Source organism: Bradyrhizobium lablabi (genome assembly GCF_018131005.1).
GTDB classification, from domain to species: Bacteria; Pseudomonadota; Alphaproteobacteria; order Rhizobiales; family Xanthobacteraceae; genus Bradyrhizobium; species Bradyrhizobium lablabi_D.
On record NZ_JAFCJK010000002.1, the window covers coordinates 464,031 to 489,509 of the forward strand.

21 protein-coding genes are annotated in these 25,479 nt (G+C 62.9%); 14 read left to right on the top strand and 7 right to left on the bottom strand.

What is annotated here, in order from left to right; translation table 11 throughout:
* Positions 1-8: 8 nt before the first annotated feature.
* Both JQ553_RS07190 and JQ553_RS07195 read left to right on the top strand, forming a co-directional pair.
* Positions 9-401, top strand: coding sequence for an iron-sulfur cluster assembly accessory protein (locus JQ553_RS07190; RefSeq protein WP_212499686.1), 393 nt, complete (start codon positions 9-11; stop codon positions 399-401).
* 153 nt (positions 402-554) lie between these two features.
* On the top strand, positions 555-1,010 hold the full coding sequence (locus JQ553_RS07195) for a TfoX/Sxy family protein (RefSeq protein ID WP_212499204.1): 456 nt from the start codon (positions 555-557) through the stop codon (positions 1,008-1,010).
* Between the two features lie 94 nt (positions 1,011-1,104).
* Here the strand turns inward: JQ553_RS07195 and JQ553_RS07200 are convergent, their stop codons facing one another.
* Together JQ553_RS07200 and JQ553_RS07205 are read right to left on the bottom strand one after the other, a co-directional pair.
* On the bottom strand, positions 1,105-2,172 hold the full coding sequence (locus JQ553_RS07200; protein WP_212499205.1) for a GGDEF domain-containing protein: 1,068 nt from the start codon (positions 2,170-2,172) through the stop codon (positions 1,105-1,107).
* A gap of 221 nt (positions 2,173-2,393) precedes the next feature.
* The gene (locus JQ553_RS07205; RefSeq protein ID WP_212499206.1) at positions 2,394-3,818 is read right to left on the bottom strand and encodes a DEAD/DEAH box helicase; all 1,425 of its coding nucleotides are present in this window, start codon (positions 3,816-3,818) and stop codon (positions 2,394-2,396) included.
* Positions 3,819-4,292: 474 nt separating this feature from the next.
* Between JQ553_RS07205 and JQ553_RS07210 the strand changes: the two genes are divergently transcribed.
* From JQ553_RS07210 to JQ553_RS07220, 3 genes are all read left to right on the top strand, one after another.
* Positions 4,293-5,738, top strand: a complete 1,446-nt coding sequence (locus tag JQ553_RS07210) for a caspase family protein (RefSeq protein ID WP_249144097.1) — start codon at positions 4,293-4,295, stop codon at positions 5,736-5,738.
* A gap of 50 nt (positions 5,739-5,788) precedes the next feature.
* Positions 5,789-7,063, top strand: coding sequence for an FAD-dependent oxidoreductase (locus JQ553_RS07215; protein WP_212499208.1), 1,275 nt, complete (start codon positions 5,789-5,791; stop codon positions 7,061-7,063).
* Between the two features lie 178 nt (positions 7,064-7,241).
* The gene (locus JQ553_RS07220) at positions 7,242-8,021 is read left to right on the top strand and encodes an outer membrane protein (RefSeq protein WP_212499209.1); all 780 of its coding nucleotides are present in this window, start codon (positions 7,242-7,244) and stop codon (positions 8,019-8,021) included.
* Positions 8,022-8,086: 65 nt separating this feature from the next.
* Here the strand turns inward: JQ553_RS07220 and JQ553_RS07225 are convergent, their stop codons facing one another.
* From JQ553_RS07225 to parE, 3 genes are all read right to left on the bottom strand, one after another.
* Positions 8,087-8,854 (bottom strand): SDR family NAD(P)-dependent oxidoreductase, encoded by a 768-nt coding sequence (locus tag JQ553_RS07225; protein ID WP_212499210.1) that lies wholly within the window; start codon positions 8,852-8,854, stop codon positions 8,087-8,089.
* A gap of 417 nt (positions 8,855-9,271) precedes the next feature.
* Positions 9,272-10,066, bottom strand: a complete 795-nt coding sequence (locus tag JQ553_RS07230; RefSeq protein ID WP_212499211.1) for an outer membrane protein — start codon at positions 10,064-10,066, stop codon at positions 9,272-9,274.
* Between the two features lie 212 nt (positions 10,067-10,278).
* Positions 10,279-12,336, bottom strand: coding sequence for a DNA topoisomerase IV subunit B (gene parE / locus JQ553_RS07235; RefSeq protein ID WP_212499212.1), 2,058 nt, complete (start codon positions 12,334-12,336; stop codon positions 10,279-10,281).
* 381 nt (positions 12,337-12,717) lie between these two features.
* Between parE and JQ553_RS07240 the strand changes: the two genes are divergently transcribed.
* The 6 genes from JQ553_RS07240 (at position 12,718) to JQ553_RS07265 (ending at position 19,736) form a co-directional block, all read left to right on the top strand.
* On the top strand, positions 12,718-13,248 hold the full coding sequence (locus JQ553_RS07240) for a DedA family protein (RefSeq protein ID WP_212499213.1): 531 nt from the start codon (positions 12,718-12,720) through the stop codon (positions 13,246-13,248).
* Between the two features lie 128 nt (positions 13,249-13,376).
* Positions 13,377-16,043, top strand: coding sequence for a DUF3857 domain-containing protein (locus tag JQ553_RS07245; protein ID WP_212499214.1), 2,667 nt, complete (start codon positions 13,377-13,379; stop codon positions 16,041-16,043).
* A gap of 230 nt (positions 16,044-16,273) precedes the next feature.
* The gene (locus JQ553_RS07250) at positions 16,274-17,263 is read left to right on the top strand and encodes an MBL fold metallo-hydrolase (RefSeq protein ID WP_212499215.1); all 990 of its coding nucleotides are present in this window, start codon (positions 16,274-16,276) and stop codon (positions 17,261-17,263) included.
* A 219-nt stretch (positions 17,264-17,482) separates the two neighbouring features.
* Positions 17,483-18,148, top strand: a complete 666-nt coding sequence (locus JQ553_RS07255) for an FMN-binding negative transcriptional regulator (RefSeq protein WP_212499216.1) — start codon at positions 17,483-17,485, stop codon at positions 18,146-18,148.
* Positions 18,145-19,125 carry an N-acetyl-gamma-glutamyl-phosphate reductase gene (gene argC / locus JQ553_RS07260; RefSeq protein ID WP_212499217.1) on the top strand — a complete coding sequence of 327 codons (981 nt, stop codon included), beginning with the start codon at positions 18,145-18,147 and terminating at the stop codon, positions 19,123-19,125. Before JQ553_RS07255 ends, argC begins: the two co-directional genes overlap by 4 nt.
* Before the next feature lie 17 nt (positions 19,126-19,142).
* The gene (locus JQ553_RS07265; protein ID WP_212499218.1) at positions 19,143-19,736 is read left to right on the top strand and encodes a bifunctional 2-polyprenyl-6-hydroxyphenol methylase/3-demethylubiquinol 3-O-methyltransferase UbiG; all 594 of its coding nucleotides are present in this window, start codon (positions 19,143-19,145) and stop codon (positions 19,734-19,736) included.
* 46 nt (positions 19,737-19,782) lie between these two features.
* Here the strand turns inward: JQ553_RS07265 and JQ553_RS07270 are convergent, their stop codons facing one another.
* Both JQ553_RS07270 and JQ553_RS07275 read right to left on the bottom strand, forming a co-directional pair.
* Positions 19,783-20,181: an MAPEG family protein gene (locus JQ553_RS07270; protein ID WP_212499219.1), complete on the bottom strand. Its 399-nt coding sequence runs from the start codon at positions 20,179-20,181 to the stop codon at positions 19,783-19,785.
* A gap of 74 nt (positions 20,182-20,255) precedes the next feature.
* Complete coding sequence (locus JQ553_RS07275) at positions 20,256-22,064, bottom strand: alpha/beta hydrolase (protein WP_212499687.1); 1,809 nt, start codon at positions 22,062-22,064, stop codon at positions 20,256-20,258.
* Between the two features lie 303 nt (positions 22,065-22,367).
* Between JQ553_RS07275 and JQ553_RS07280 the strand changes: the two genes are divergently transcribed.
* The 3 genes from JQ553_RS07280 (at position 22,368) to JQ553_RS07290 (ending at position 25,420) form a co-directional block, all read left to right on the top strand.
* Positions 22,368-22,643: a hypothetical protein gene (locus JQ553_RS07280; RefSeq protein WP_249144016.1), complete on the top strand. Its 276-nt coding sequence runs from the start codon at positions 22,368-22,370 to the stop codon at positions 22,641-22,643.
* A 215-nt stretch (positions 22,644-22,858) separates the two neighbouring features.
* Positions 22,859-24,079, top strand: coding sequence for an LL-diaminopimelate aminotransferase (locus JQ553_RS07285; protein WP_212499221.1), 1,221 nt, complete (start codon positions 22,859-22,861; stop codon positions 24,077-24,079).
* A 21-nt stretch (positions 24,080-24,100) separates the two neighbouring features.
* Positions 24,101-25,420: a homoserine dehydrogenase gene (locus JQ553_RS07290; protein WP_212499222.1), complete on the top strand. Its 1,320-nt coding sequence runs from the start codon at positions 24,101-24,103 to the stop codon at positions 25,418-25,420.
* The last annotated feature ends 59 nt before the right edge of the window (positions 25,421-25,479 follow it).

The following is a 25,479-nucleotide window of genomic DNA, read 5'->3' on the forward strand; positions in this document are numbered from 1 at the left end:
TGAACGACATGACACAAGCTTCACCGACGCCGACCAAGCCGAAGCCGCGCCCGCGCCCGCAGGTCATGAAACTGACGGATGCCGCGGCGGCGCGGATCACCGAACTCACCAAGCGCGCCGATTCGGAGATCGTCGGCTTGCGCGTCGGCATCAAAAACGGCGGCTGTGCCGGACAGTCCTATACCGTCGAATATGCCCACGAGATCCGCCCGACCGACGAAGTGGTCGAGGACAAAGGCGTGAAGATTCTGGTCGACCCGAAGGCCGTGCTGTTTCTGCTTGGCACCGAGATGGACTACAAGGCCGACAAGATGCAGGCCCAGTTCGTGTTCAACAACCCTAATCAGGTCTCGGCTTGCGGTTGCGGTGAATCGGTGCAACTCAAGCCGGCGAAGGTTTAAGGGGGCGGTCGCCGCAGGCGCCAGCCCTCATCCTGAAGAGCCGCGCCTTACGCGGCGTCTCGAAGGATGGGCCGCGGGCTTCACTGAGGCCTCATGGTTCGAGACGCGCGTCCGCGCTCCTCACCATGAGGGGAGAGTGGGGCAACTTCAAAAATGGACCGCGAATTCCTGATCGACCTGTTCGCTGATTTCGGTCCGGTCACCATCCGCCGGATGTTTTCCGGATTCGGCATCTCCGCTGACGGCACCAATTTCGCCTTAGCGCTGCGTGCTGGCCTTTATTTCCGCGCCGACGACGAAACCATTCCGCGGTTTGAGGCTGAGGGATCGAAGCCGTTCCAGTACCAGACGCGCACGAAAACCGTCACGGTGAATTCATATTGGCAGCTGCCGGCGCGGTTGTTCGACGATTCCGAGGAGCTTGCCGTGTGGGCAAGGTCGGCGCTCGCCGCCGCCCAACGCGCCGCGTTGCGCAAGCCTCCGAAGGCGCGGAAAGCGAAGGTTTCCACGCAGAAGGCCGCGGGCAAGAAGGTAAGCAAGAAGAAGCGTGTCGCGAAGAAAGCGGTCGCTGGGAAGGAACGCGTGCAAGGGAAAAAGTCCCCATCCTGAAGAGCGCGCATCGCGCGGTCTCTAAGTACGGGCGGGTACGGTCGGGCACGTGGTTCGAGACGGTGCTCCGCGCCTCATCTCACCATGGGGCGATTTACGCCACCCGGCTCTGGGTTTCGGCGGCGTATTCCGGATCGATCTCGCAGATCACGCGGTTGCGCCCTGCGCGCTTGGCGGCGTAGAGGCAGGCGTCCGCGCGCTCGATCAGCGAGTCCGTGTCATCCCCCGGCTTCAGCATGGAGACCCCAACCGAAATGGTGACGCGGCCGAGGATTTCGCCGGTGGACTTCTTCTTCAATTCCTTTGCCATCACGGCGCGACGGATGTGATCGGCGACCGTCAATGCCTGACGCAGCGCGGTGTTGGGCAACACCACCGCAAACTCCTCGCCACCGTAGCGGGCGGTAATATCCTGGCCCTTGATGGTTTGTTTCAGGGACTGAGCGACCAGCCGCAATACCTGGTCTCCGGTGAGATGACCGTAGGAGTCGTTGAACGACTTGAAGTGATCGATGTCGAACATCAATAGCGACAGCGGCTCGCTGCTCGCAAGCGCGCTGTGAACGGTCATCACGATCGAGCGATCGAAATATTTGCGATTTCCAAGACCCGTGAGCGGGTCGGTCAGGCTTTCGGCACGGATTGCTTCGAGGCTGTGCTGCAGGTCGCTGATCTCGGATTTCGAAAGCGTGAGCCGGTTCTCCAGCGCCTTGTTGGTCTCGCGCATCTCGCCCGTCGACTTCGCAAGGAGGTCGACGATCGCCTTGATCTGGTCGCGAGTCGTAGCGGATGCGAGCCGGTCGGTTGCGCCGGCCAAGCTTGCTTCGTAGCTCGAGGAGACGTCAAGCGCGTCGGTGATCAGTTTCATCACGTCGTCGATTTCGCCGATGACGCGCGCACCGACCTTGTCGATACGGTCGGATGTCTTGATGTGCGACAGGTAGGTTTCGTAGATCTGCTCGAGATCTGACTCGCTGAGCTTGCCGCTGCGCGCCAGCGTCTCGTTGATGATCTTGTTGAGGGAGGCATTGTATCCGGTCGCGTAGACGTACCAGATTTCATAATTGCGGGGAACGGCGGTTTGTCGAAGGGAGCGAATCTGACCAAGAGCGACTTCGGCAAAAGCCAACGTGCGTTCGTGTTCGTCCAACAGCTTGACCACCGTCACGTCCCCAATGCAGGCGGTGCCGGATTTTGCCCAGCAACAATAATTAAAGTATCGCCGCGAGGGTACGGGACGAGAGTGAAGGCAAGGTAAACGGGTGGGCGTTGCCGGTGTGGCCTTTGATCCGCCTCTTGACGCGTGCCGGCGGTGCAGAACGCGCTACAACGGCAGGCGATTGAAAGATTGGCCTGACATATCGTTCAGGCCAAGCCGACGCTTCACGCGCGTGCGCGCACCGGGCGCAGCAGGAACGCTGGCAGATGCGAGTGATCGGCGGGCTCGTGGTCCGCCTCCCGTTGCGGCCGCCGCGGCTCGCTGCGGCCGATCGAGGGCACGTGCTGGACTGTCGCCTCGGACTGTTGCGCGGCGTTACGGCCGCCCTGACGCGGCTCCTTGTCTTGACGCGGCTCGCGTTCGCGGCGCGGCTTGCGGCCGCCGCGAGCACTGTCACGCGAACCGTCACCGCCACGCGATCTGCGCGGCGCCCGGCCGTTGTCGGAAGTCTCGCTTTGAACGGTGTAGTCGCCCTCCGCGCGCGGGATCGCCTGGCCGATCAGTTTCTCGATCGCAGCGATCGACTTGGCGTCGAGGGAGGTGACGATGGAGATCGCGGTGCCGGCGCGTCCGGCGCGCCCGGTACGGCCGATGCGGTGGACGTAATCATCGGGATGATGCGGCACGTCGAAGTTGAAGACGTGGCTGACGGCGGGAATGTCGAGGCCCCGGGCGGCGACGTCGGAGGCGACGAGCAGGGGCAGTTCGCCCTTGCGGAATTGATCGAGCGCGGCCATGCGCGCGGGCTGATCCATGTCGCCGTGAAGGGCGCCGACGCTGAAGCCGTGCTTCTGCAACGATTTGTGAAGGACAGCGACTTCGCGTTTGCGATTGCAGAAGATAATCGCGTTGTTGAGTTCCTTGGCCTCGCGCAGCAGGCGGCGGAGGATCTCGCGCTTCTCGTGCGGCTCGCGCCCCGCGGGCACCTGTGACTGCGTCACGGTAGCGGCTGTTGTCGCGGGCTTGGACACTTCTATCCTGGCCGGATTGTGCAGGAAGGTCTCGGTAATGCGGCTGATTTCAGGCGGCATGGTCGCGGTGAAGAACAGGGTCTGCCGCGTAAACGGGACAAGCTTGCAGATACGCTCGATGTCGGGGATGAAGCCCATGTCGAGCATGCGGTCGGCTTCATCGATCACCAGCAGCTCAACGCCGGTGAGCAGCAACCCGCCGCGTTCGGTATGGTCGAGCAGGCGGCCGGGCGTCGCGATCAGCACATCGACGCCGCGCGTCAGCTTGGAGTCCTGGTCGCCGAAGGAGACGCCACCGATCAGCAGTGCCACGTTGAGCTTCTGGCCCGCGCCGTATTTGTCGAAATTCTCCTTCACCTGCGCGGCAAGCTCGCGCGTCGGCTCGAGGATCAGGGTGCGCGGCATTCTTGCCCGTGCGCGGCCCTTTTCGAGGATCGTGAGCATCGGAAGAACGAAGGCGGCGGTCTTGCCGGTGCCGGTCTGGGCGATGCCGAGAACGTCGCGCCGGGCGAGAACGTGGGGGATCGCCTGTTCCTGGATGGGGGTGGGGGTGGTGTAACCGGTGGCCGCAACTGCGGCGAGGACCTTGTTGGACAGGCCTAGATTGGAAAAAGACATTGAGCCTCTGGTCGATACCGCCGTTCGGAATCGAAGATAAAAGGCTGTCGCGTCCGGCCCCGAAACGGCTCGCTTCTCAAAAAAGCTCGGGGGCTCTGACTGACGCTGACGGGCGGCAAACCTGACGAATCGCGTTTCGATCCGACGCTGCGCTCAGGCGGAACATAGGGGCCAAACCAGCAAAGTCAATCTTGGAACGGGGCAGATGGCCGAAAAAGCTTAATGTTTTCGCACGAATAAGCGTCTGTTCTGTCATTTTCCCGTCAAATCGGTCGCTAACCCCTCGGGGATGGTGAAGCAAGCCGGCACAACCGTCCTGGAGGCGGCGGGAACGCGGCTGGACCATTGAACCGGCCAAACCACTGATCCGACTATCGTCCGGCGGTCGCATGTGCCCGCTGGTTGCAAGCGGGGGACGGGATGACGCGTTGGCTTTGGGGAGTATCCGCAACAACCGCTATCGCGACCGCGTTCATGGCATTGAGCGCTCCGGCGCATGCGGATAAACGCGTTGCGCTGGTCATCGGCAACAATGACTACCGGAACGTGCCGAAACTCCAGAAGGCGGTCAACGACGCCCGCACCATGGGCGACACGCTGAAGCAACTTGGCTTTAGCGTCATGGTCGCCGAAAATCTGAACCGCCAGGCCTTCTCCGAGACGTTGCTTGCTTTCGACCGTTCAATCGACCCTGGCGACACCGCGTTCTTCTTCTATGCCGGCCACGGCTTTGAGATCGCCGGCCAGAACTTCCTTCTGCCGACCGATGTGCCGGCGGCGACCGAAGGTCAGGAAGAACTTGTGCGCGACGCGTCGGTCCTTGCCGATCGGATCGTCGAGCGGCTGCAAAACAGGCAGGCGCGCACCTCGATCCTGGTGTTCGATGCCTGCCGCAACAATCCGTTCGAGCGGCCGGGCACCCGCGCAGTTGCGGGCGGCGGCGGGCTTGCGCCGATGATGCAACTGCCGGAGGGCGTGTTCTCGGTGTTTTCGGCAGGTCCCCGCCAGACCGCGCTCGATCGCCTCTCGAACGACGACGCCAATCCCAACTCGGTGTTCACGCGGACCTTCGCCAAGGAGCTGGTGCGGCCCGGTGAGAATCTCGTGCAGGTCGCGCAGCGCACGCGGCGGCTGGTGAGCGAGATGGCCGATACCGTGAAGCACAAGCAGATCCCCGTCTATTTCGACCAGATGGTCGACGACGTCTTCCTGAACGGCATGGCAAAGGGACAGGCTGAGGCTGCCAGGCCCTCAGCGCCGCCACAGCAGGTGGCCGCACTGCCCCCGATGTCCGTGCCGAAAACCCCTAAAGAAGATACGGTCAACGCTCCGATCGCGAGCTTCTCGCGGCATAGTGGCGGCTGGACCGTGGTGTTCTCGATTGCCGACCCGACGCTCGGCATCTCCTGGCGGATGGGCGATGCGGGCGAATTCCGCGAAACCGGCTTCATCGACACGCTCGACTCGCGCACGCGTAAGCGGATGCCCAATCCGTCGATCGAGCTGCCGTCCGACGCGTCCGCAGGCACGATCCAGCTTCGCTATGTTGATACGCAAGGCGAGGTGCAGGGGCCGTTCCCGATCAGGTTCGATCCCGAAGCGGCGCTGATCCGCGACCAGCGCAAGATCCTCGACATGACCGCGACGAGCTGGCTCTCGTTCCGCGAGTTCAACGGCCTCCTCGTCTACTACACGCACCTGATGTCCTACCGCTGCGCTATTCGCGAGGTGCGCGTCGGCATTGATACGGCTGTGCCGGACAAGGTTCTGAAGATGCCGCCGTGTGATCCTCGCGATCCCAGCGTAATTCCGCATGATGCGCAGCCCTATTTGAAGCTCGCGCCGCAGACCAGATCGGTCTCGGTGGAGTTGACCTACCGCGACGGCAGCGTATCGGAGATCAAGACGTTCCGGCGATAGGAGTTCTGGTCCGAACGGCGTTACAATCCAGCAAACAACGGGGCCGGATCATGAACACAGGCAAGCTGGAGCAGCGTCAGGCGGGCTCGATGAAGGTTCGCTGCTGCATTGTCGGCGGCGGGCCAGCAGGGATGATGCTGGGCTATCTGCTCGGCCGCGCCGGGATCGATGTCGTGGTGCTGGAGAAGCACGCCGACTTCTTCCGCGATTTCCGCGGCGACACGGTGCATCCCTCGACCTTGCAGGTGATGGACGAACTCGGGCTGATCGAGGGTTTCCTGAAGCTGCCGCATCAGGAACTGCAGAAGCTCGACGGTATGTTCGGCGGCACGTCGGTGCGGATCGCCGATCTCAGCCGTCTCAGGGTCAAATATCCCTTCATCGCGTTCATGCCGCAGTGGGACTTCCTCAACTTTTTGCGCGAGAGCGGCAAGCACTTTACCTCGCTCAAGGTGCTGATGAGCACCGAGGCCACCGACCTGATCCGCCACGGCGATAACATCGCCGGCGTGCGCGCGCAGTCGCCGGATGGTCCCATCGACATCGAGGCGGATCTGACCGTTGCCTGCGACGGCCGTCACTCAACCGTGCGCGAGCGTGCTGGGCTTAAGGTCGAGGAGATCGGCGCGCCGATGGATGTGCTGTGGTTTCGCGCCGGGCGCCGCCAGGACGAGAACGAGAACGTGTTCGCCCGCGTCGAGCCCGGCAAGATGATGGTGACCTTCGACCGCGGCGACTATTGGCAATGCGCCTATGTCATCGCCAAGGGGCAATACGACGCGGTGAGGGCAAGGGGGCTGCCGGCGCTGCTTGATGACGTCGTGCGCATGGCGCCGGTCCTGAAATCTGGTATCGCCGAGGTGAAGAGCTTTGATGACGTCAAGCTGCTCACTGTTGCGATCAATCGCCTGACGCGCTGGACACGGCCCGGACTGTTGTGCATCGGCGATGCCGCGCATGCGATGTCGCCGGTCGGCGGCGTCGGCGTCAACCTCGCGGTGCAGGACGCGGTCGCGACCGCCAACCTGCTCGCCGCGAAGCTCGCCCAGGGCTGCCCGCCGGAGTTCGAACTCGATGCCGTGAGGCGCCGCCGCGAATTTCCAGTGCGAGTGACGCAGCGGATGCAGGTGATCGCGCAGAACAACATCATCACTGTGGCGCTGAAGTCAGGCAACCAGCCGCTGACGGTACCGCTGCCGGTGCGGCTGATCACGGCGATGCCGTTTCTGCAGGGGATCACCGCACGGCTTGTGGGCCTCGGCGTCCGTCCCGAGCACGTGCATTCGCCGCTCAGGAACCGGTCCGTCGCGACTCCGGTCGGCTAGAAATTTATCAAGGATAACAGCGGGTTAATCGACTCTGAAAAGTTGCGCGGCTGCAACAGGGGAAGGCGATTCAAGTTCCCTGCGCACAGATTCGACATGACCGCGCGCGCCTGTTTCCTTTTGGTAAGTCTCTCTTTGAGAAGGGTGGCACCCATCAGACAACTGGGGGTACCTCACCATGTTTCGTGCCAAACTGATTGCCGCATTGACCGCTACCACCGCGCTCGGTGTCAGCGCCGCCTCGGCCGCAGACTTCGCCGCGCGTCCTTACACCAAGGCGCCAGCCTACATCGACACCATCTACAACTGGGCCGGCTTCTATATCGGTGGCAACGTCGGTGGCTCCTGGACCAACCAGGAATGGATCAACAGCGCCAACAACACGGCGTTCGGCGATCTCTCGCCGGGCCAGGGCTTCCGGCAGAGCGGCGCCGGCGTCTTCGGCGGCGGCCAAATCGGCTACAATTGGCAGGCCAACAACTTCGTGTTCGGTCTCGAGGGCACGGTCGCCGGCCTCGACAACAGCGGCACCGTCGTCAACAACGTGTTCGGTGCCGGCCGCGACGATCGCTTCAACTGGCGGACGGACTGGATGGTGACTGTTGTCGCGCGCGCCGGCTTCGCCGTGCAGAACAACCTGTTCTATGTGAGGGGCGGTTATGCCGGCGCGAACAACAGCCTTTCGGTTGCCGATATCGCGCCGCCGGCCACTGGCAACGGCACGGCATCGGCGTGGCACAATGGCTGGACTGTCGGCGCCGGCTGGGAGTACGGCATCACCCCGAACTGGATCATCGGCCTCGAATACGATTACGCCTCGTTCGAGAAGAAGAACTATCAGCTCGCGGGCGCTGCTGCGCCTGCGACCTATGCCTTCGACGTGCGTCCGCACGACATTCAGTCGGCGGTGTTTCGCCTGAGCTACAAGTTCGGTCCGGTACTGGGACCGCGTTACTGAGCTTTTCCTATGTCGCACGACGTGAAAGCCCCGGACCGGTCCGGGGCTTTTGCTTTTTTCAAAGGTCAGGCCGTGATCGAATAGCCGCCATCGACGGGAATGGCGGTGCCGGTAATAAAGTCGGACGCCGGCGAAGCCAGGAAGACGGCAATCCCGGCGAGATCGCCTGGCGTGCCCCAGCGCGCCGCCGGCGTACGGGCGAGAACCCGCTCGTGCAATCCGTCGATCTGCTCTCGTGCACGCTTGGTGAGATCGGTGTCGATCCAGCCGGGCAGCACAGCGTTGGCCTGGATGTTGTCGGCTGCCCAGGCGCAGGCGCAGGCACGGGTGAACTGCACGATGCCGCCCTTGCTCGCGGCGTAGGCGGGCGCAAAGCTCGCGCCGAAGATCGACATCATGGATCCAATATTGATGATCTTGCCGCCTCCGACCTGCTTCATCGCAGGATGGACCGCCTGCGAGCAAAGAAAGGCGCTGGTGAGGTTGGTCTGAATCACGCTGTCCCATTCGCCGATGTCGAGCGCATGCGGCGGTTTGCGGATATTGATGCCGGCGTTGTTGACGAGGATGTCGATGCGGCCGAGCTCGCGGCTCACGCGCGCGACCATCGATGCGACGGCGGCCTTGTCGGTGACGTCGCAGGCAACTGCTATCGCTGTGCCGCGCTGATCGAGTTGCGCGATCGCGTCGGCCGATTTCACCTCGTTCCGCCCGACGACCGCAATCGTGGCACCGGCTTCCGCGAGGCCGAGCGCCATGCCGAGCCCGATGCCTCCATTGCCGCCGGTGACGATCGCGACTTTGCCTGAGAGATCAAACGGTCCGTCTTTCATTGTTGTCATCCGCTGCAATTCTGAAGCAGGTGCGTAACCTGCTTTCTGTGAGCCTTCCCTTGACGCGTCCCGTGCGCGTGCCAAGGGTCCGGAGACCGCTGCAACGGCGCCCGTAACTTGCAATCGGATACGATGCCACAGCGATCGGCAAGACCGGATCTCGCATGGAGAGCCGTGGAATGCGACGCAGGACGATCGCTCTTGCCCGCGGCCGGCGCCGTGGACCTCGATGCGTACCGGACGCGACAGGCTGACTGTAGCGTCGACCGTCGCGCAGGTCGCCGGGCTCACCTACGACAAGCCGCATTGTTACAATCGGGTATCGGGCTATTGCGATGCGCGTGGACAGGGCACATGCAGCAAAAAGCCCCGGACGATGCCGGGGCTTTTCTCTCTGTAGCAACGGGTGCTGACAGATCAGTAGTTGGCGGCGACCGGAGGGCCACCCCAGTTGAAGCGATACGTGATCGAGGTCGTGATCGTCTGCACCCAGGGCTTGAAGGTGATGTCGCGGCCGACCGGAACGCCAGCGGTGGTCAACTCGCTGATGTTCTTGGTGTCGTAGAAGGCCGAGCGGTACTCGGTCTTCAGGAACCAGCCGGGCGCGTTGATGCCGAAGAAGTTCAGGTTATTCTCGACGCCGCCGCCGATGAACCAGCCCGAGCGATCAAAGCCGTTGGTGACCCCGCCGACCGGGGTTCCGGTGGCGGTGTTCAGCAGCGTGGTGCCCTTCCAGTGAGAGCCCGACCAGCCGGCGTTGACATAGGAAAGGACGTTCGGCGCAACCAGATAGCCGAGGCGAACGCCCGCAGCGTAGTTGGCGTCGTTGTTGATGCGACCACCCACGAGCGCCGTCTGGTCCTGGATGGTGCCCTTCATTGAGCCCCACTGGCCGTCGCCGAAGATGCCGAACACCCAGGTCGGGCTGATCTGCCAATCGTAACCAATAGCGGCGGTGCCGAACCAGCCGTCGCCACCTTGCTGCTGGTTGAAGCCGCAGAGGATACAAGCCCCCGTGAACGTATTGACGATGCCCGTGTCAGCCTCCCAGACACCACCGCCGGCGCCGCCGGAGATGTAGAAGCCCGTCCAGCTAAAGACCGGTGCGATCGGCGGGGGCGCCTTGGCGTAAGGCCGGGCGCCAAGATCGGCCGCAGACGCCGAGGCTGTCATCGCAGCAACCGCCGTCATAGCGAGCAGAAATTTCTTCATTTTCTCAGTTCCTCGACTTTCGCATTCGCTTGACTGGGCGGGCTTGCACCGATTCCCAAAACTCATGATCGGACTATACGTAGTTCCGCCGAAAATGCTGTTGCTGGTGAGACACAACCGCCTGAAAACGAACTTGGCATTGGCCCTCAAGCAGGCAGCCGGCACCGCTCCCGGAGGGAGCAGAAGCTGTTCAGAATCAAGGCATTGACGCTTTAGACGTCGAGCAGTTCGTCGCTGGCAAATTCGGCCTTGTCGGAGATGAAGGCAAACCGTGCCTCGGCCTTGGTGCCCATCAGCCGCTCGACGGAATCGGCGGTGCCCTCGCGATCGTCTGCGAGCAGCACCACGCGCAGCAGGGTGCGCTTGGCCGGATCCATGGTGGTTTCCTTGAGCTGCGCCGGCATCATCTCGCCGAGGCCTTTGAATCGACCGATTTCGACCTTGGCGTTGGCGTTGAACTCGCTCTTCAGGAGGGCGTCCTTGTGGGCGTCGTCGCGCGCGTAGACCGACTTGGTGCCATGGGTGAGCTTGTAAAGGGGCGGCACGGCCAAATAGAGGTGGCCTTCGTCAATCAGCCGCGGCATCTGCCGGTAGAAGAAGGTGATCAGAAGCGAGGCAATGTGCGCGCCGTCGACATCGGCGTCGGTCATGATGATGATGCGCTGATAGCGCAGATCCTCTTCGCGATAGTGCGCGAGCGTGCCGCAGCCGATCGCCTGCACAAGGTCGGAGAGCTGGGCGTTTGCGGTCAGCTTGTCCTTGCCCGCAGAGGCGACGTTGAGGATTTTGCCGCGCAGCGGCAGCACGGCCTGGGTCCTGCGGTCGCGTGCCTGCTTGGCGCTGCCGCCGGCCGAGTCGCCCTCAACGATAAAGAGCTCCGAACCTTCCGTGCCTGCGTCGGTGCAATCGGCGAGTTTGCCGGGTAGGCGAAGCTTCTTGCCGGCGGTCTTGCGCGCGGTCTCTTTCTCCTGACGGCGACGCACCCGCTCGTCGGCACGCTCGATCACGAAATCCAGAAGCCTGTTGGCCTGGTTTGGATTCGCTGAGAGCCAGTGGTCGAACGGATCCTTCATCGCCTGCTCGACGATGCGTTGCGCCTCTGCGGTCGCAAGGCGATCCTTGGTCTGGCCCTGGAATTCTGGCTCGCGCACGAATACCGAGAGCATCACGGCGGCACCCACCATCACGTCTTCCGAGGTGACGGAGGTCGCGCGCTTGCCCTGGCCGACACGTTCGGCGTGGTCCTTCAAGCCGCGCAGCAGCGCACTGCGCAAGCCTGACTCATGCGTGCCGCCATCCGGCGTCGGCACGGTGTTGGTGTAGGACGAGAGGAAACCGTCGGCATCCGCGGTCCAGGCTACCGCCCATTCGCAGGCACCATGCGCCCCGCTGCGGCCCGACTTGCCGGAGAAGATGTCCGGATGCACCAACGTGTCGGCATGGATCGCCGCCGCCAGATAGTCCTTGAGGCCGCCGGGGAAATGGAAGCTCGCTTCGGCCGGAACGTCCTCGATGCCCTTGAGGAGCTCCGCGTCGCAGCGCCAACGAATCTCGACACCGCCGAACAGATAGGCCTTTGACCGCGTCATCTTGAACAGACGCTGTGGCTTGAACGTTGCCTTGGCGCCGAAGATGTCGGTATCCGGCTTGAAGCGGATGCGGGTACCGCGGCGGTTGTTGATCTTGCCGAGGTCTTCGAGCCTGCCCTTTGGATGGCCGCGCTCGAACCTCATCCGGTAGAGTTTTTGGCTGCGCGCCACCTCGACCTCGAGCTGCGAGGAGAGGGCGTTGACCACGGAGACGCCGACGCCATGCAGGCCGCCTGAGGTTTCGTAGACCTTGGAGTCGAATTTGCCGCCCGAATGCAGCGTGCACATGATGACCTCAAGCGCCGACTTCTTCGGGAATTTCGGATGCGGATCGACCGGGATGCCGCGGCCGTTGTCGGTGACGGTCAGGAAGCCGTCCGCCGTCAGTTCCACGTCGATGAAAGTGGCATGCCCGGCCAGTGCCTCGTCCATCGAGTTGTCGATTACCTCGGCGAACAAATGATGCAGCGCCTTCTCGTCGGTGCCCCCGATGTACATGCCAGGCCGCCGGCGGACCGGCTCCAGTCCCTCGAGGACCTCGATGTCGGCGGCCGTGTAGGCGTCCTCGGCTCCGCCGGAACGGGCGGCAACCTTCAGCGGCGCTCGGCCCTTGGGTTCCGTTGCCCCGAACAAATCGTTGCCGGACTTGCTTTTGGCAGCTGATTTCAGAGGTTTGGACATGGCTCTTCAGGTGTTGCGCGATCTCGGGCGCAGCGAATCGGTTGCTTCGACTATGCCACGGATGGGGTAGGAAAAGGTGGCGGCCGGGCTGCCAAGGCAATTCCCCGGGCAAGGCCCCCGCAAATAGAAACTCGTCACTACGCGCGTGAGGTCCGGAATGCAATTCGGGTGACCTGATGCCGATGCCTGCGATCAGCACTGCATTGTCGGGACGTTTCTACAAAATCCAAGTGGCGCGCCACTGGCGTGGGAAAGCGCCCCAAATCACGTTGCCGTGCGCCTTTGTGACTTGATGTCGGGCAAGCCGCGGGCTTACCTGTCCTTTGGCTATGAACCCGCAGAAGGGTCAAGCCGGCAAGGGGCGGGGAAGGCATTCATTTTATGGAAGATTTTGCGCGCGCCCTGGCTGATTTCGTGCGCTACAACCAGGCTTGGGCCGCTCCGATCGTTATGCTGCTGGCGTTCGGCGAATCGCTTGCGTTCATTTCGCTGCTGGTCCCCGCATGGGGTGCCCTGGTCGCAATTGGGGCCCTGATCGGCGTCAGCGGTATCAGCTTCTGGCCGGTCTGGATCGCCGGCGGCATCGGCGCTGCACTCGGCGATTGGGTCTCCTACTGGTTCGGCTATCGCTACAAGGAGCAGGTTGCGCAGATTTGGCCGCTGTCGCGCTATCCGGAGATCCTGCCGCGCGGCGAAGCGTTTGTCAGGACGTGGGGGGTGCCCAGCATCTTCATCGGCCGCTTCTTCGGCCCGTTGCGCGCCTCGGTGCCGCTCGCCGCCGGCATCTTCGAGATGTCGTACTGGCAATTCCAGATCGCGAACTTCACCTCGGCGCTGGTGTGGTCGGCCGTGCTCCTGCTGTTTGGCGACGTCATTGCGCACATCGTCGAGTGGTTGTGGCGGGTGGTGTAGGGGACCGTTCCAGGCATCCACACGCGATGAGAGAAGGTAAAAGTTTTTCTATCCAGGCGAGAGGGTAGTAATCTCCCAATGCTAGCTCTGAGGCCGGCGTCTTGGTGGTCGCCGGGGCTAGCATCACGATGGTCACGCGAATCTGTCTCTTCCCAGCTTTCCTGCTTTTGATCCTGCCGAGCTTCGCTGCAGCCGAAACAGCGGACACGGTCACTGCAACTGCGGACCGGCACCAGGTCTGGGTCGATCCGGGCTGGCGGCGGACGGTCGTCCGTTATGCCATCACCTTCGACGAGCAGGGCCTGAGCACAACCATTTTCGATTTCGAAGCCGAGGCGCTTGACGAGAGAGGGGCCGCAGCGCTCGCCCAGCGGACCTTTGGCTACAATAGCTACTTCTATGAACTATCGTCCAGCGAACTCGCCACGTTGAAGGCCGATGGCCGCGTCATCGCGGTCGACGAGCGGGCCGTCCGCGACCAGTCGGCCTCGACCGACGCGTCCTCTCCGTATTTCGATGAGCAGCGACAGCGGATGGTTGCTTATCCTGATGTCGCTCCCGGCGACAAGATCAGGGGGCGGCTGATCTACAAGTCGAAGCTCGCCGTGTTTCCCGGCGAGTTTGCAGGCTACTGGAGCCAACCGGCGGACCAACCTCCCGAGGTGATGGAGCTGTCGCTCGATGCGCCTGCCTCGAAGTCGTTGCGCATTGCGGAGCGCAATGTCGAGCACAGCGAGGAGAGGCTGGGCGACCGGGTCATCCATCATGTCCGCTTCAGGCAGGACACGCCGACGCTACGCCAGATCGAGGCAGGATCATTTGACGATGCCAGGCGCTTCGAGGTCAGCACCTTCGCGGATTATGCGGCTTTTGCGGCGATGCTGAACGCCCGCAATGCGCCAATGGCGCGACCCGACGAAATTTTGCGCAAGCTTTCGGCCGAAATTGTAAACGATGCCACCGACACGCGAAGCAAGGTCGAGCGGATCCACAACTGGGTCGCGCGCAACATCCGCTACGTCGGGATCGGATTTGAGGACGGCGGCTTGACGTCGCAACCGGCATCCGCTGTGTTGGCGGCGCGCTACGGCGATTGCAAGGCACATGCGACGATCCTCAAGGCGTTGCTCGCGGCTCAGGGGATCGAAGCCAATCTGGTCGCGGTGAACTCCGGCGCGCAGTACACGCTGACCGAGGTCGCCACGCAGAATTTCGACCACGTGATCATCTACGTTCCAGCGATCGACCGCTATCTCGACCCAACAGCATCGCTTGTAGCTTTCGACACCCTGCCACCGAACCTCGGAGGCAAACCGGCGCTCAACATCGACAAGGGGGTGCTGGCCCGCGTTCCGGTCGCCGGACCGCAGCGCTTCGTGCTGGCGGCAGATACCGACTACACGCTGCTCAGCGATGGCAGGCGTCGCGCGCGTTCAACCTTTTCCGGTGACGGCCTGGGTGCGGTCATTGGACGCTCCGTCGCCCAGCGCCTGGAAGCGATGGACCGTCAGAACAGCGCCAAGAGGATGATCGAGCAAGCCGGTCTGACCGGCAGCGGCGACTACGCCTTCCCGAACCCGCGGGAGCTGTCTGACAGCTATGCCATCACCGCGATATTTGAGATCAGCAAGCCCGTCGGCCTCGACCATCCCGAACGCATCCGCATGCTACCCTTGACCGATCCAAGGCCGTCGCCGCTGCTGCTTGCCACCGGCGGGGCCACCGACCGGGCCTTTCCCTGCCGTTCGCTGGAATATCGGGAGACCAGCTCGTTGACGGTGCCCGAGGGAACGCACTTCTACGAAAAGGCGGCCCCCGTCACCTATAGCCAAAGCTTCACCGGCAGCACCGTGTACGGCGCTGCAGCAGGGCGCATCGACGTCAATGCGACGGCCGCGCTCGACGGCCGGACGATGCGCTCCAGCACAACGCTGCGGCTCAGCATCGATGCTGCGGTCTGTCCGGCCGAGTTTGCCACAGCGATCAAGGCCGGCTTGGACAAGTTTACAGAGTTCAAATACCGACAAGTCGGATTGACGCCGAAATCGGTGCCGCTCGTTACCGAAGTTAGCGCCGACTTCACCGCCGGTGTGAACGCGTACAACGCGCAAAACTACACGCGCGCGATGGCATTGCTCCGACCCTATGCCGAGAGCGGAAACGCCTCGGCCCAATCCTATGTTGGGTACATGTACGAAAGCGGCTTTGGCATCGAGCACAACTATGCCGAAGCGATCCGTTGGTTTCTCATGGCTGCCGAGCAGGGCGATCCCTACAGTCAAGGGAAGCTGGGCTATGCTTATGAGTACGGGCTTGGAACGGCGCGCAACGAGAAGGTCGCAGCCCAATGGTATGCCAAGGCAGCCGACCGGGGCAGCGTCTTTGGCCAGTCCCGTCTGGCGCGCCTGTATCGGGATGGTGTCGGCGTCGCGCAGGACTATCAGCAGGCGGCGAACTGGTTCTCGAAGGCGGCCGATCAGGGCTCGACCTGGGCGCAGATGAATCTCGCGCTCCTCTATATCAAGGGCCAGGGACTGCCGATGGATCAGTCCAGGGGCATCGCCTTGCTCCGGATAGCTGCGGATCAGAATGACAGCGATGCCCAGTACAATCTGGGGTACGCCTATGAGAGTGGCACCGGCGTGCCAAAGGACACCCGAGAGGCCGTCAAATGGTACGCCAAGGCGTCCGATCGCGGCAGCACGCTCGCCCGCACGCGCCTCCAGGGATTGCTGGCGGGCGGCGGCTTTTGGGAGAGCCTTCTCCGCCACGTCGGCCTGCTGAGCAAGCTGTGAACGCCGACACGTCTTGCCCGCCCCCGGCGCCGGCGGTCGTGCGCAACAACATCGCGCTGGCTGGCTGGGCGGCAGTAGGCCTCGGAATAAGGTCACCGCGGAGGGGTTAGCGCGGTAGGCAAAGGCTGGATTGCCGTCATCGGGCGACCATCAAAACGCTGGTAAAAGCTCGCCGCACCATCGTGAACGCCAGCCAATTGCCAATCACGGTCTTACTGGGAGGACATCATATGGAACTGACACGACGACACGCTCTTGCCGGCGCCGCCGGGATCACTGCCGCCTCGCTGTTGCCGGCCGCTCCGGCCGGCGCGGCGGCGCCGATGGCGGACAAGCAGGCGCCGAGCTTCTATCGCTACAAGGTCGGCGACATTCAGGTCACCGTGGTGTCGGACGGGAAGAACGTCTTCAAGCTGGAAGACTCCTTCATCACCAATGCGAAGAAGGACGAGGTGAACGCGGCGCTTGAGAAAGCGTTCATGCCGCGCGACACGATGACGATCCACTTTGCGCCGCTCGTCATCAACACGGGCGGCAAGCTCGTCGTGATCGACACCGGCAACGGTGCGCTGGCGAAGACCAACAGCAAGGGTGCCAATGGCCTGTTCTCCGACAATTTCGTCGCGGCCGGCTTTGACCCGAAGAATGTCGACACGGTCGTGATCTCGCACTTCCATGGCGACCATGTGAACGGCCTTTTGACGGCCGAGGGCGCCCCGGCATTCCCGAATGCCGAAGTGCTGGTGCCGGCAACCGAATGGAAGTTCTGGATGGACGACGGCGAGATGAGCAGGGCGCCTGCCGGCCGCATGCAGGGGTTGTTCAAGAACAACCGCAACATCTTCGAGGCCGGTCTGAAGAAGAAGGTTACGCCCTATGAGTGGGGCAAGGAGATCGCGCCGGGCCTGACCTCAGTTGAAACGGTCGGGCACACGCCGGGCCATACCTCGTATGTGCTGGCGTCCGGCTCGGGCAAGGTCTTCATCCAGTCCGACGTCACCAACAACCCGAATCCGTTCGCGACCAATCCGGGCTGGCACGCGTTCTTCGACCAGGATGCCGATGTGGCGGAAAAGACCCGCCGGCGGGTCTACGACATGTTGGTCGCGGAAAAGCTCCAGGTGCAGGGATTCCACTATCCGTTCCCCGGCCTTGGTAATGTCGAGAAGGACGGCAGTGGCTACCGGGTGATCCCGGCACCGTGGAATCCGGTAATCTGACCGGATTTCCTTGACGTCACGCGGGCGCGGCCTTATAGCCGCGCCCATGATCAACGCTGCGACCATCATTGTTGCCCGCCGCCGCCGCATCTCAGCGGTGTGGGCGGTCGTTCGCGTTTAAGATCGTCGCCTCTGCCGCCGGATCTCCTCCCGCGGCGCTTTCTTCGAAAAAGACACGCGGTTCGATCTGGCGGCTCCTACGTCACGCAGGAGTTCGACATGTATACGCCACCGGTTTTCAAGCCCGACCGTGCCGCAAGCCTTGAGTTTGCCGAGACGCGCGGTTTCGGCATCGCCTGCGCGTGGGACGGCGCCAAGCCGATCGCCTCCGCACTTCCGTTCTATCTGACCTACGCGGACGACGGCACGCCTCGGGCGCTGTTTCATGTCGCCCGTCACAATCCGCTGGTAAAGCTTGCTGGCGGCGCGTCCTGGCTGCTGGCCGTCACCGGCGCGGATGCCTATGTATCGCCCGATTGGTACGTGTCGCCGGACCAGGTGCCGACCTGGCTCTATCAGGCCGTCCATCTGACGGGACCGGTACGCGTACTGTCGGGTGAAGAACTGGCCGCGCAAATCGATGCGCTGAGCGCGAAGTTCGAGAACAGGTTGCAGCCCAAAAGGCCCTGGACGTCTGGCAAGATGACGGCAGCGAGGCTGGAAGCGATGAAGAAGGCGATCGTCGGTCTTGAGATGGTGGTTGAGGAAGTGGAGGGCAGCTTCAAGCTGAACCAGCACAAATCCGAGACCGACTATGCGGCGGTCGCCGGCGCGCTTGCCGCGCAACCCGACGCCGGCGCGCAACAGATCGCGCAGCTGATGCGGCAAGCGCGGCCGGATGTCTTTGCAACGGAAACGAACGAACTCGAAAGGAGCGTGCCATGACCCTCACTGATAGCCAGCCGCCGAAGACCAAAAGCGGCGCGGCCACGCCTGCCGTGTTCGTTGATGGTGCCTCCGGCACGACCGGTCTTGGCATACAGGAGCGCCTCCGCGAACTGGGCGGTGTGGCGGTGAAGCACATCGCCGAAGACAAGCGGAAGGATGCCGGTGCCAAGCGCGCACTGATGGAGGAGGTTGATCTGGTCATCCTCTGCCTGCCCGATGACGCCGCGAAGGAAACGGTCGCATTGCTCGATACGATGGGGAATGCCGCTCCCAAGGTCCTCGACGCATCGACGGCGTATCGCGTGGCCCCCGATTGGGCGTATGGCTTTCCGGAACTCGCGCCCGACCAGGCTGACAAGATCCGGACCGCGCGCAAGGTCTCGAATCCGGGCTGTTATCCGACCGGTGCGATTGCGCTGCTGCGGCCGCTCGTCGATGACGGCCTGCTGTCCGCAGATTATCCCGTCACCGTTAATGCGGTGAGCGGTTATTCGGGCGGCGGCAAGTCGATGATTGCAAGCTTCGAGGACGGCACGGCGCCGTCCTTCGAGCTCTATGGTCTCGGTTTCGAGCACAAGCACGTGCCGGAGATGCAGCTCTACGCGCGGCTGACGCGCCGGCCGATCTTCATCCCGTCGGTCGGCAACTTCCGGCAGGGCATGCTGGTCTCGGTGCCGCTCCAACTGGACACACTGCCGGGCAAGCCGAATGGAACAGAGCTGCAGGCGGCACTGGCAAAGCGATACGCCGGCAGCAGCCACGTGGTTGCGATGCCGCTGCAGAACGAAGCCGTCAAGAGCGGCCGGATCGAGCCGGAAGCGCTGAACGAGACCAATAAGCTCGAGCTTTACGTCTTTGCCAGCGACAAGCATCATCAGGCGGTGCTCGTCGCGCGCCTCGACAATCTGGGCAAGGGGGCGTCCGGCGCGGCCGTGCAGAACATGCGGCTGATGCTGGGGCTGCCCGACGCCTGACGACCAGGCGACGCATCGTGGACCACGAGACGCTGCAATTCTATCGACGCAATGCCGAGGCCTATGCCGGGTGGACGAAAGCCCCGTCCGCCCGGCTTGCCGGCTTCCTCGCCTTGCTGCCCAAGGGCGGTGCGGTCCTCGAACTCGGCTGCGGCGCCGGCAACCATGCAGCAGTGATGCTGGCCGGCGGCTTTGCCGTGCGCGTCACCGACGGGTCACCCGAGATGGCCGCAGTCGCCGCGCGCCGTCTAAGCTACCCCGTTGAAGCCATGCTGTTCGACGAGCTCAATGCCCAGGAGGCCTATGACGGTGTCTGGGCCAGCGCCTGCCTGCTGCACGTTCCGCGCACCGAGCTGGCTGATATACTCAGCCGCATCCACCGCGCGCTGAAGCCGTCGGGCCTCTTCTACGCAAGCTACAAGATCGGCCACGACGATGGCCGCGACAGTATCGGCCGCTACTACAATTACCCGTCGCCGGAATGGCTGCAGGCAACCTACGCAGCGTCAGGCAGATGGACGCAACTGTCGTCCGGTACCAGCGAGATCAAGGGTTTTGACGAGGCGCCCGCGACGATGTTGCACGTCGTCGTGCGAAAGGCCGCGGATTAGGGTGCAGTCGGTGCGGCTGGCGCCGCAACCGACGAAGAAACGCGGATCAAACGACCTTGAAAATCGCCAGCGCCAGCACAGCCTGGGCCAGGAAGCCGACCGTAAAGGCGAGCGTCCGGAACACCGGCAAGCCGAGCGTATAGACGACCAGATGGGCGAGGCGAGCCCAGAAATAGACGGCGCAGGCGAGCACGGTCCATTTGGTCGAGTAGTCGGCCGCGTTGAGGATCAGTACCAGCGGTGCGAAGATCACGAGGTTCTCGATCGCGTTGTCGTGCGCGAACATCAGCCGCGTCGCCCAATCGGCGTGCGGCTTGTCGTTGCGCGAGGGATTGGCCATGGCGCCGCCGAGGCCACGGACCTGGCAGCGGTTGATGATGTAGGGGACCCACAGCAGCCCGGTCAGGATCACCGTCAGTGACAGCCAGAACAGTTCACGAGTCATCGTCTCCCCCTCAGCTGATTTCGATTCCCGACCCGGCGGGACGCTGTGTTTATAGCTGAGAGGGGGACCGCGCGCTATGCGCGGACCCGTACATAGCTGCCGGGGGCATCCTCGATCGGCGGCAGGCCGGAGGCGCCCACAGCACGCGCGGGCACCTTTTCCGAATCGATGTTTTCCAGCCACTCGCGCCAGTCGGGCCACCACGAGCCTTTGTGCTCGTGGGCGTCCTTCAGCCAGTCCGCAAGCTTCACGTCCCTGATGCTGTCGTTGGTCCAGTACTGGTACTTATTCGCCGCGGGCGGATTCACCACGCCGGCAATGTGTCCGGAGCCGGAAAGCACATATTTCACCGGGCCGCCGAAGAACTGCGAGCCGTAAAGCACCGATTCGGCCGGCGCGATGTGATCCTCGCGGGTGGCGAGGTTGTAGACCGGCACCTTCACCTTCGACAGATCGAGCAGCGTGTTGTCGAGCACCATGGAGCCCGTCGAAAGGCGATTCTCCAAATAACAGTTGCGCAGGTAGTAGGAGTGGTTCGATGCCGGCATTCGCGTCGCGTCCGAATTCCAGTGCAGCAGGTCGAACGCGGATGGCGACTGGCCCTTCAGGTAATTGTTCACCACATAGGACCAGATCAGGTCGTTCGAACGCAGCATGTTGAAGGCCATCGCCATCTTGCTGCCCTCGAGCACGCCGGATTCGTACATATCGCGTTCCAGCGCCGAGATCTGGTCCTCGTCGACGAACACGAGCAGATCGCCGGCATGGGTGAAGTCGACCTGCGCTGCAAAGAACGTCGCCGAGGTCACGCGCTGGCGGCGCTTCTCCGCGAGATAGGCGAGAGTGGAGGCGAGCAGGGTGCCGCCGACGCAGTAGCCGGCGGTGTGAACCTTCATCTCGCCGGTGACCTTTTCGATCACATCCATCGCGGTGAGCGGGCCTTCGGTCATGTAGTCGGCCCAGGTCTTTTTGCCGAGTTCCCTGTCCGGATTGACCCAGGAGATCACGAACACCGTGATGCCCTGGTCAACGCACCACTTGATGTAGGATTTCTCGGGACGCAGATCGAGGATGTAGAACTTGTTGATCCAGGGCGGCACGATCAGGAGCGGCGTGCGCAGCACATCCTCAGTGGTCGCTGAATACTGAATCAGTTGCATCAGCTCGTTCTGGTAGATCACCTTGCCCGGCGTCGTCGCCATGTTGACGCCGACTTCAAGGTTGGTCGGATCGGATTGGCGGATGCGCAACGTGCCCTGGCCGGCCTCGATGTCCTCCGCCAGCATCTTCATGCCGCGCACGAGATTGTCGCCATTGGTTTCGACCGTCGTGCGCAGCACGTCCGGGTTGGTCAGAACGAAATTCGACGGCGCCAGCGCGTTCGCAATCTGCTGGACGTAGAACTCGGCCTTCTTGCGGGTATGGGGGTCGATGCCTTCGGCATTGCTGACCAGTTCCTGCGCCCATCTGGACGTGAGCAGATAGAGCTGAAGCACGAAATCGAAGAACTGGTTCGACTTCCACTCCGGATCCTGGAAGCGCTTGTCTCGCAGAGCGGGTTCGATCGCGGGCTTGGCGTCCTGCTCGCCGGCCATGCGGCGCACGGCGGTGCCCCACAGATCGAGGTAGTCCTTGCCGAGCTTCATCTGCAGCTCGGAGGCGCGTTCCTTGTCAGATAGCCAATATTCGGCAATCACGGTAAAGGTCTTGATCACCTCGCCGAGTTCGTTCGGGGTCTTGTCGCGGACTTCGCCGGTCTGGCGCGGCTTGAGATAGGCTGCAAGGGCTTGACCGCTGCTTTCCATGGCCCGCGCAATATTCATGGCGAAGGCCTCGGCGTTGAACTTGGGGCCGGCCTGGGTTTCAGTGCTGACGTTGCTCATCTCGGAGACATTATAGCGTGGATTCGTGGACGTCATCGCGCGGTGCGGCAACGGCTGTCAAAGTCAGTTGTTTCGATCTGTTGCGCTGCGACAAAAATTCTTTGTTCTGACATATTGAAGCCTCAGGGGGACGCTTTGGTTGGCTCACGCATTAATTCGTTCGGACGACAATGGTTTGAACTGTTAAGGCGACGATTAACGCAGCGGGGACGTTGCAAGGCTCGTACCAGTGCGACCCGCGTCGGCGACGTGCAAAGTGCGCGCTAGCTTGGTGGGGACTTTCGGCGCATGCCGATCTATCGGATGATCAAAGCTCTTGCGGCCGCAATGCTGTTCGCGTCGATGACGGCGTTGGGCGGCTGCGCGAGCGTGTTCGCGGACCTGCCGGGGGTTGGAGTGCCAGCCGATGCGCCGGAGCGACCAAAGGAAGCAGGCGGCTACCTGCCAGTCCACGACATTCCGCCCGATCGCAGTGAGCAGGCGATCAAACCCGCGGAACAGGCCAAGATCGAATCCGAGCTGATCGCCGCGCGGGAGCGCCAGGCGTCCACGGCTGCGCAAAATTCGGCCGGCAAGTAGTCTTTCGAAAAGGCGGATCAAGCGCTGGCGCTGCTGTACGTCCGTGCTAAAAGAACATCAACTCAACCGCATATCCGGTCGTCGCCCCCGATTTGTGCGCCTGAATTCGCCATAAGTCATTGATTCGGTGCGATTTCTGGATGAGGCCGAATCCGGTTCCTCACAAGCTGGGGATGGTCGATTCTGCCGCACCCGGTTGTCGGAGCAAGGGTCCCATGGAAGATTTCTACCGCATTCGCCGTCTGCCGCCTTACGTCTTTGAGAAGGTTAACCAGGCCAAGGCGGCCGCGCGCAACGCCGGGGCCGACATCATCGACATGGGCATGGGGAACCCGGACCTGCCGACCCCGCCCCATGTGATCGAAAAATTGAAGGAGACGCTGGGTAAGCCGCGGACCGATCGCTACTCGGCCTCGCGCGGCATCAACGGGCTGCGCAAGGCGCAGGCCGCCTATTACGCGCGCCGCTTCGGCGTCAAGCTCAATCCCGACACCCAGGTTGTCGCGACCCTGGGCTCCAAGGAGGGCTTTGCCAATGTGGCGCAGGCGATCACTGCGCCGGGCGACGTCGTGCTGTGTCCCAATCCGAGCTATCCGATCCACGCCTTTGGCTTCCTGATGGCGGGTGGGGTGATCCGCTCGGTGCCATCAGAGCCGACACCGCAATTCTTCGAGGCGGTCGAGCGCGCGATCATCCACTCGATTCCGAAGCCGATCGCCTTGATCGTCTGCTATCCTTCGAACCCGACGGCCTATGTCGCGGACCTCGATTTCTACAAGGATCTCGTCGCATTCGCGAAGAGGCATGAAATTTTCATCCTGTCGGACCTCGCTTACGCCGAAGTCTTTTTTGACGAGAACAATCCGCCGCCCTCGGTGCTGCAGGTTCCGGGCGCTATCGACGTGACCGTCGAGTTCACCTCGATGTCGAAGACGTTCTCGATGGCTGGCTGGCGCATGGGCTTTGCCGTCGGCAACGAACGAATCATTGCAGCGCTCTCGCGCGTGAAATCCTACCTCGACTACGGTGCCTTCACGCCGATCCAGGTGGCGGCAACCGCCGCGCTGAACGGGCCGGACGACTGTATCCGCGAGATGCGTGATACCTATCGCAAGCGGCGCGACGCGCTGGTCGAATCGTTCGGCCGTGCCGGCTGGGACATTCCGCCGCCGCGGGCGTCGATGTTCGCCTGGGCGCCGCTGCCCAAGGGATTCGAGGACGTCGGTAGCATGGAGTTCGCCACGCTGATGGTGGAGAAGTCGGGCGTCGTGGTGTCGCCCGGCGTCGCCTTCGGCGAGCATGGCGAGGGATTTGTGCGCATCGCGATGGTGGAGAACGAGCAGCGTATCCGGCAGGCCGCGCGCGGCGTGCGCCGCTTCCTTGAAAGCGGTATCGAAACGTTGCACAACGTGGTTCCTCTCGCCAACCGGCGCTGATCCTTCAAGGTTTCTTTCGTCATGGTCGCACCGCTGAAAGTGGGCATCGCGGGGCTCGGCACCGTCGGTGCTGAAGTCGTCCGTCTGATCGAGGCGCAGGGGCGCACCCTGTCGGCGCGCAGCGGCCGCGGCGTGCGCGTCGTTGCCGTCACTGCGCGCTCGAAGGCCAAGAAGCGCAGCCTCGACCTGCGCGGCATCGAATGGGCAAAGAGCCCGCAGGCGCTGGCGGAAAATCCGAACGTCGATTGCTTCGTCGAATTGATTGGCGGCGCCGGCGATCCCGCGTTCGCAGCGATCGAGACCGCGCTGAAGACCGGCAAGTCGGTGGTGACGGCCAACAAGGCGCTTATCGCCAAGCATGGCTTGCGTCTCGCCAAGGCCGCGGAGAAGCATGGCGGCGCATTGAACTTCGAAGCCGCCGTCGGTGCGGCGATCCCGGTCATCAAGACCCTGCGCGAGGGCCTCGCGGGGACTGGCGTCAACCGCGTCTATGGCATCCTCAACGGCACCTGCAATTATATCCTGACGCGAATGGAGCAGGAGGGCCTTTCCTTCGCCGAATGTTTGAAGGACGCCCAGCGCCTCGGTTACGCCGAAGCCAACCCGTCATTCGACGTCGACGGCCACGATACCGCGCAGAAGCTCGCGATCCTGGCAAGTCTGGCCTTCGGAACAAAGGTGGCGCAGAGCGCTGTCTATGTCGAAGGCATTTCCTCGATTACGCCGGAGGATCTCCGCGCCGCCGAGGAACTCGGCTACCGCGTCAAGCTGCTTGGTGTTGCCGTGCGGACTACCAAGGGTATCGAGCAGCGCGTACATCCGACCATGGTGCCGAAATCCTCCTCGATCGCTCAGGTCATGGGCGTCACCAACGCGGTGACGATCGACGGCGAGGGGATTCCGCCGATCACGCTGGTTGGTCCAGGCGCGGGCGGCGCGGCAACTGCCTCGGCCGTGGTCGCTGACATCGCCGATGTCGCGCGCGGCATCCGCGCAATGCCGTTCGGGCGTCCGGTGGAGCGGCTGCGCGCTACGACCAAAGCGCCGATGGAACGCCATGAGGGTGGCTATTATATCCGCCTGATGGCGCGCGATCTTGCAGGTACTGCCGCAACAATCGCCACGCGCCTTGCGGAACAGAAGATATCACTGGAATCGATCGTGCAGCGGCACTCGAATGGCGTCGATGTGAACGGGTCGGCCAAAAAAGCTTCACCGGTTCCGGTCATTCTGATTACCTACGCGACCAACGAGGACGCGGTGTATCGCGCGCTCGACGCGGTGCAGCGCGACAAGGTCATCAGCGGCCGGCCGCAGGTGATCCGGATCGAGAAAAACTAGCGCGTGACCTGAGCGGGTTTCGCGCGAGATGAATGACGGGGGCAGCACGCCGTCCGTGA

Excerpts from the sequence above, each read along its gene's own strand:
- JQ553_RS07240 (WP_212499213.1), top strand. The coding sequence starts at position 12,718 with ATGGAAGATTTTGCGCGCGCCCTGGCTGATTTCGTGCGCTACAACCAG.
- JQ553_RS07255 (WP_212499216.1), top strand. The coding sequence starts at position 17,483 with ATGTATACGCCACCGGTTTTCAAGCCCGACCGTGCCGCAAGCCTTGAG.
- JQ553_RS07285 (WP_212499221.1), top strand. The coding sequence starts at position 22,859 with ATGGAAGATTTCTACCGCATTCGCCGTCTGCCGCCTTACGTCTTTGAG.
- JQ553_RS07230 (WP_212499211.1), bottom strand. The coding sequence starts at position 10,066 with ATGAAGAAATTTCTGCTCGCTATGACGGCGGTTGCTGCGATGACAGCC.
- JQ553_RS07280 (WP_249144016.1), top strand. The coding sequence starts at position 22,368 with ATGATCAAAGCTCTTGCGGCCGCAATGCTGTTCGCGTCGATGACGGCG.
- JQ553_RS07275 (WP_212499687.1), bottom strand. The coding sequence starts at position 22,064 with ATGAGCAACGTCAGCACTGAAACCCAGGCCGGCCCCAAGTTCAACGCC.
- JQ553_RS07250 (WP_212499215.1), top strand. The coding sequence starts at position 16,274 with ATGGAACTGACACGACGACACGCTCTTGCCGGCGCCGCCGGGATCACT.
- JQ553_RS07210 (WP_249144097.1), top strand. The coding sequence starts at position 4,293 with ATGGCATTGAGCGCTCCGGCGCATGCGGATAAACGCGTTGCGCTGGTC.
- JQ553_RS07270 (WP_212499219.1), bottom strand. The coding sequence starts at position 20,181 with ATGACTCGTGAACTGTTCTGGCTGTCACTGACGGTGATCCTGACCGGG.
- argC (WP_212499217.1), top strand. The coding sequence starts at position 18,145 with ATGACCCTCACTGATAGCCAGCCGCCGAAGACCAAAAGCGGCGCGGCC.
- JQ553_RS07220 (WP_212499209.1), top strand. The coding sequence starts at position 7,242 with ATGTTTCGTGCCAAACTGATTGCCGCATTGACCGCTACCACCGCGCTC.
- JQ553_RS07215 (WP_212499208.1), top strand. The coding sequence starts at position 5,789 with ATGAACACAGGCAAGCTGGAGCAGCGTCAGGCGGGCTCGATGAAGGTT.
- JQ553_RS07245 (WP_212499214.1), top strand. The coding sequence starts at position 13,377 with ATGGTCACGCGAATCTGTCTCTTCCCAGCTTTCCTGCTTTTGATCCTG.
- JQ553_RS07225 (WP_212499210.1), bottom strand. The coding sequence starts at position 8,854 with ATGAAAGACGGACCGTTTGATCTCTCAGGCAAAGTCGCGATCGTCACC.
- JQ553_RS07205 (WP_212499206.1), bottom strand. The coding sequence starts at position 3,818 with ATGTCTTTTTCCAATCTAGGCCTGTCCAACAAGGTCCTCGCCGCAGTT.
- JQ553_RS07195 (WP_212499204.1), top strand. The coding sequence starts at position 555 with ATGGACCGCGAATTCCTGATCGACCTGTTCGCTGATTTCGGTCCGGTC.
- JQ553_RS07190 (WP_212499686.1), top strand. The coding sequence starts at position 9 with ATGACACAAGCTTCACCGACGCCGACCAAGCCGAAGCCGCGCCCGCGC.
- parE (WP_212499212.1), bottom strand. The coding sequence starts at position 12,336 with ATGTCCAAACCTCTGAAATCAGCTGCCAAAAGCAAGTCCGGCAACGAT.
- JQ553_RS07290 (WP_212499222.1), top strand. The coding sequence starts at position 24,101 with ATGGTCGCACCGCTGAAAGTGGGCATCGCGGGGCTCGGCACCGTCGGT.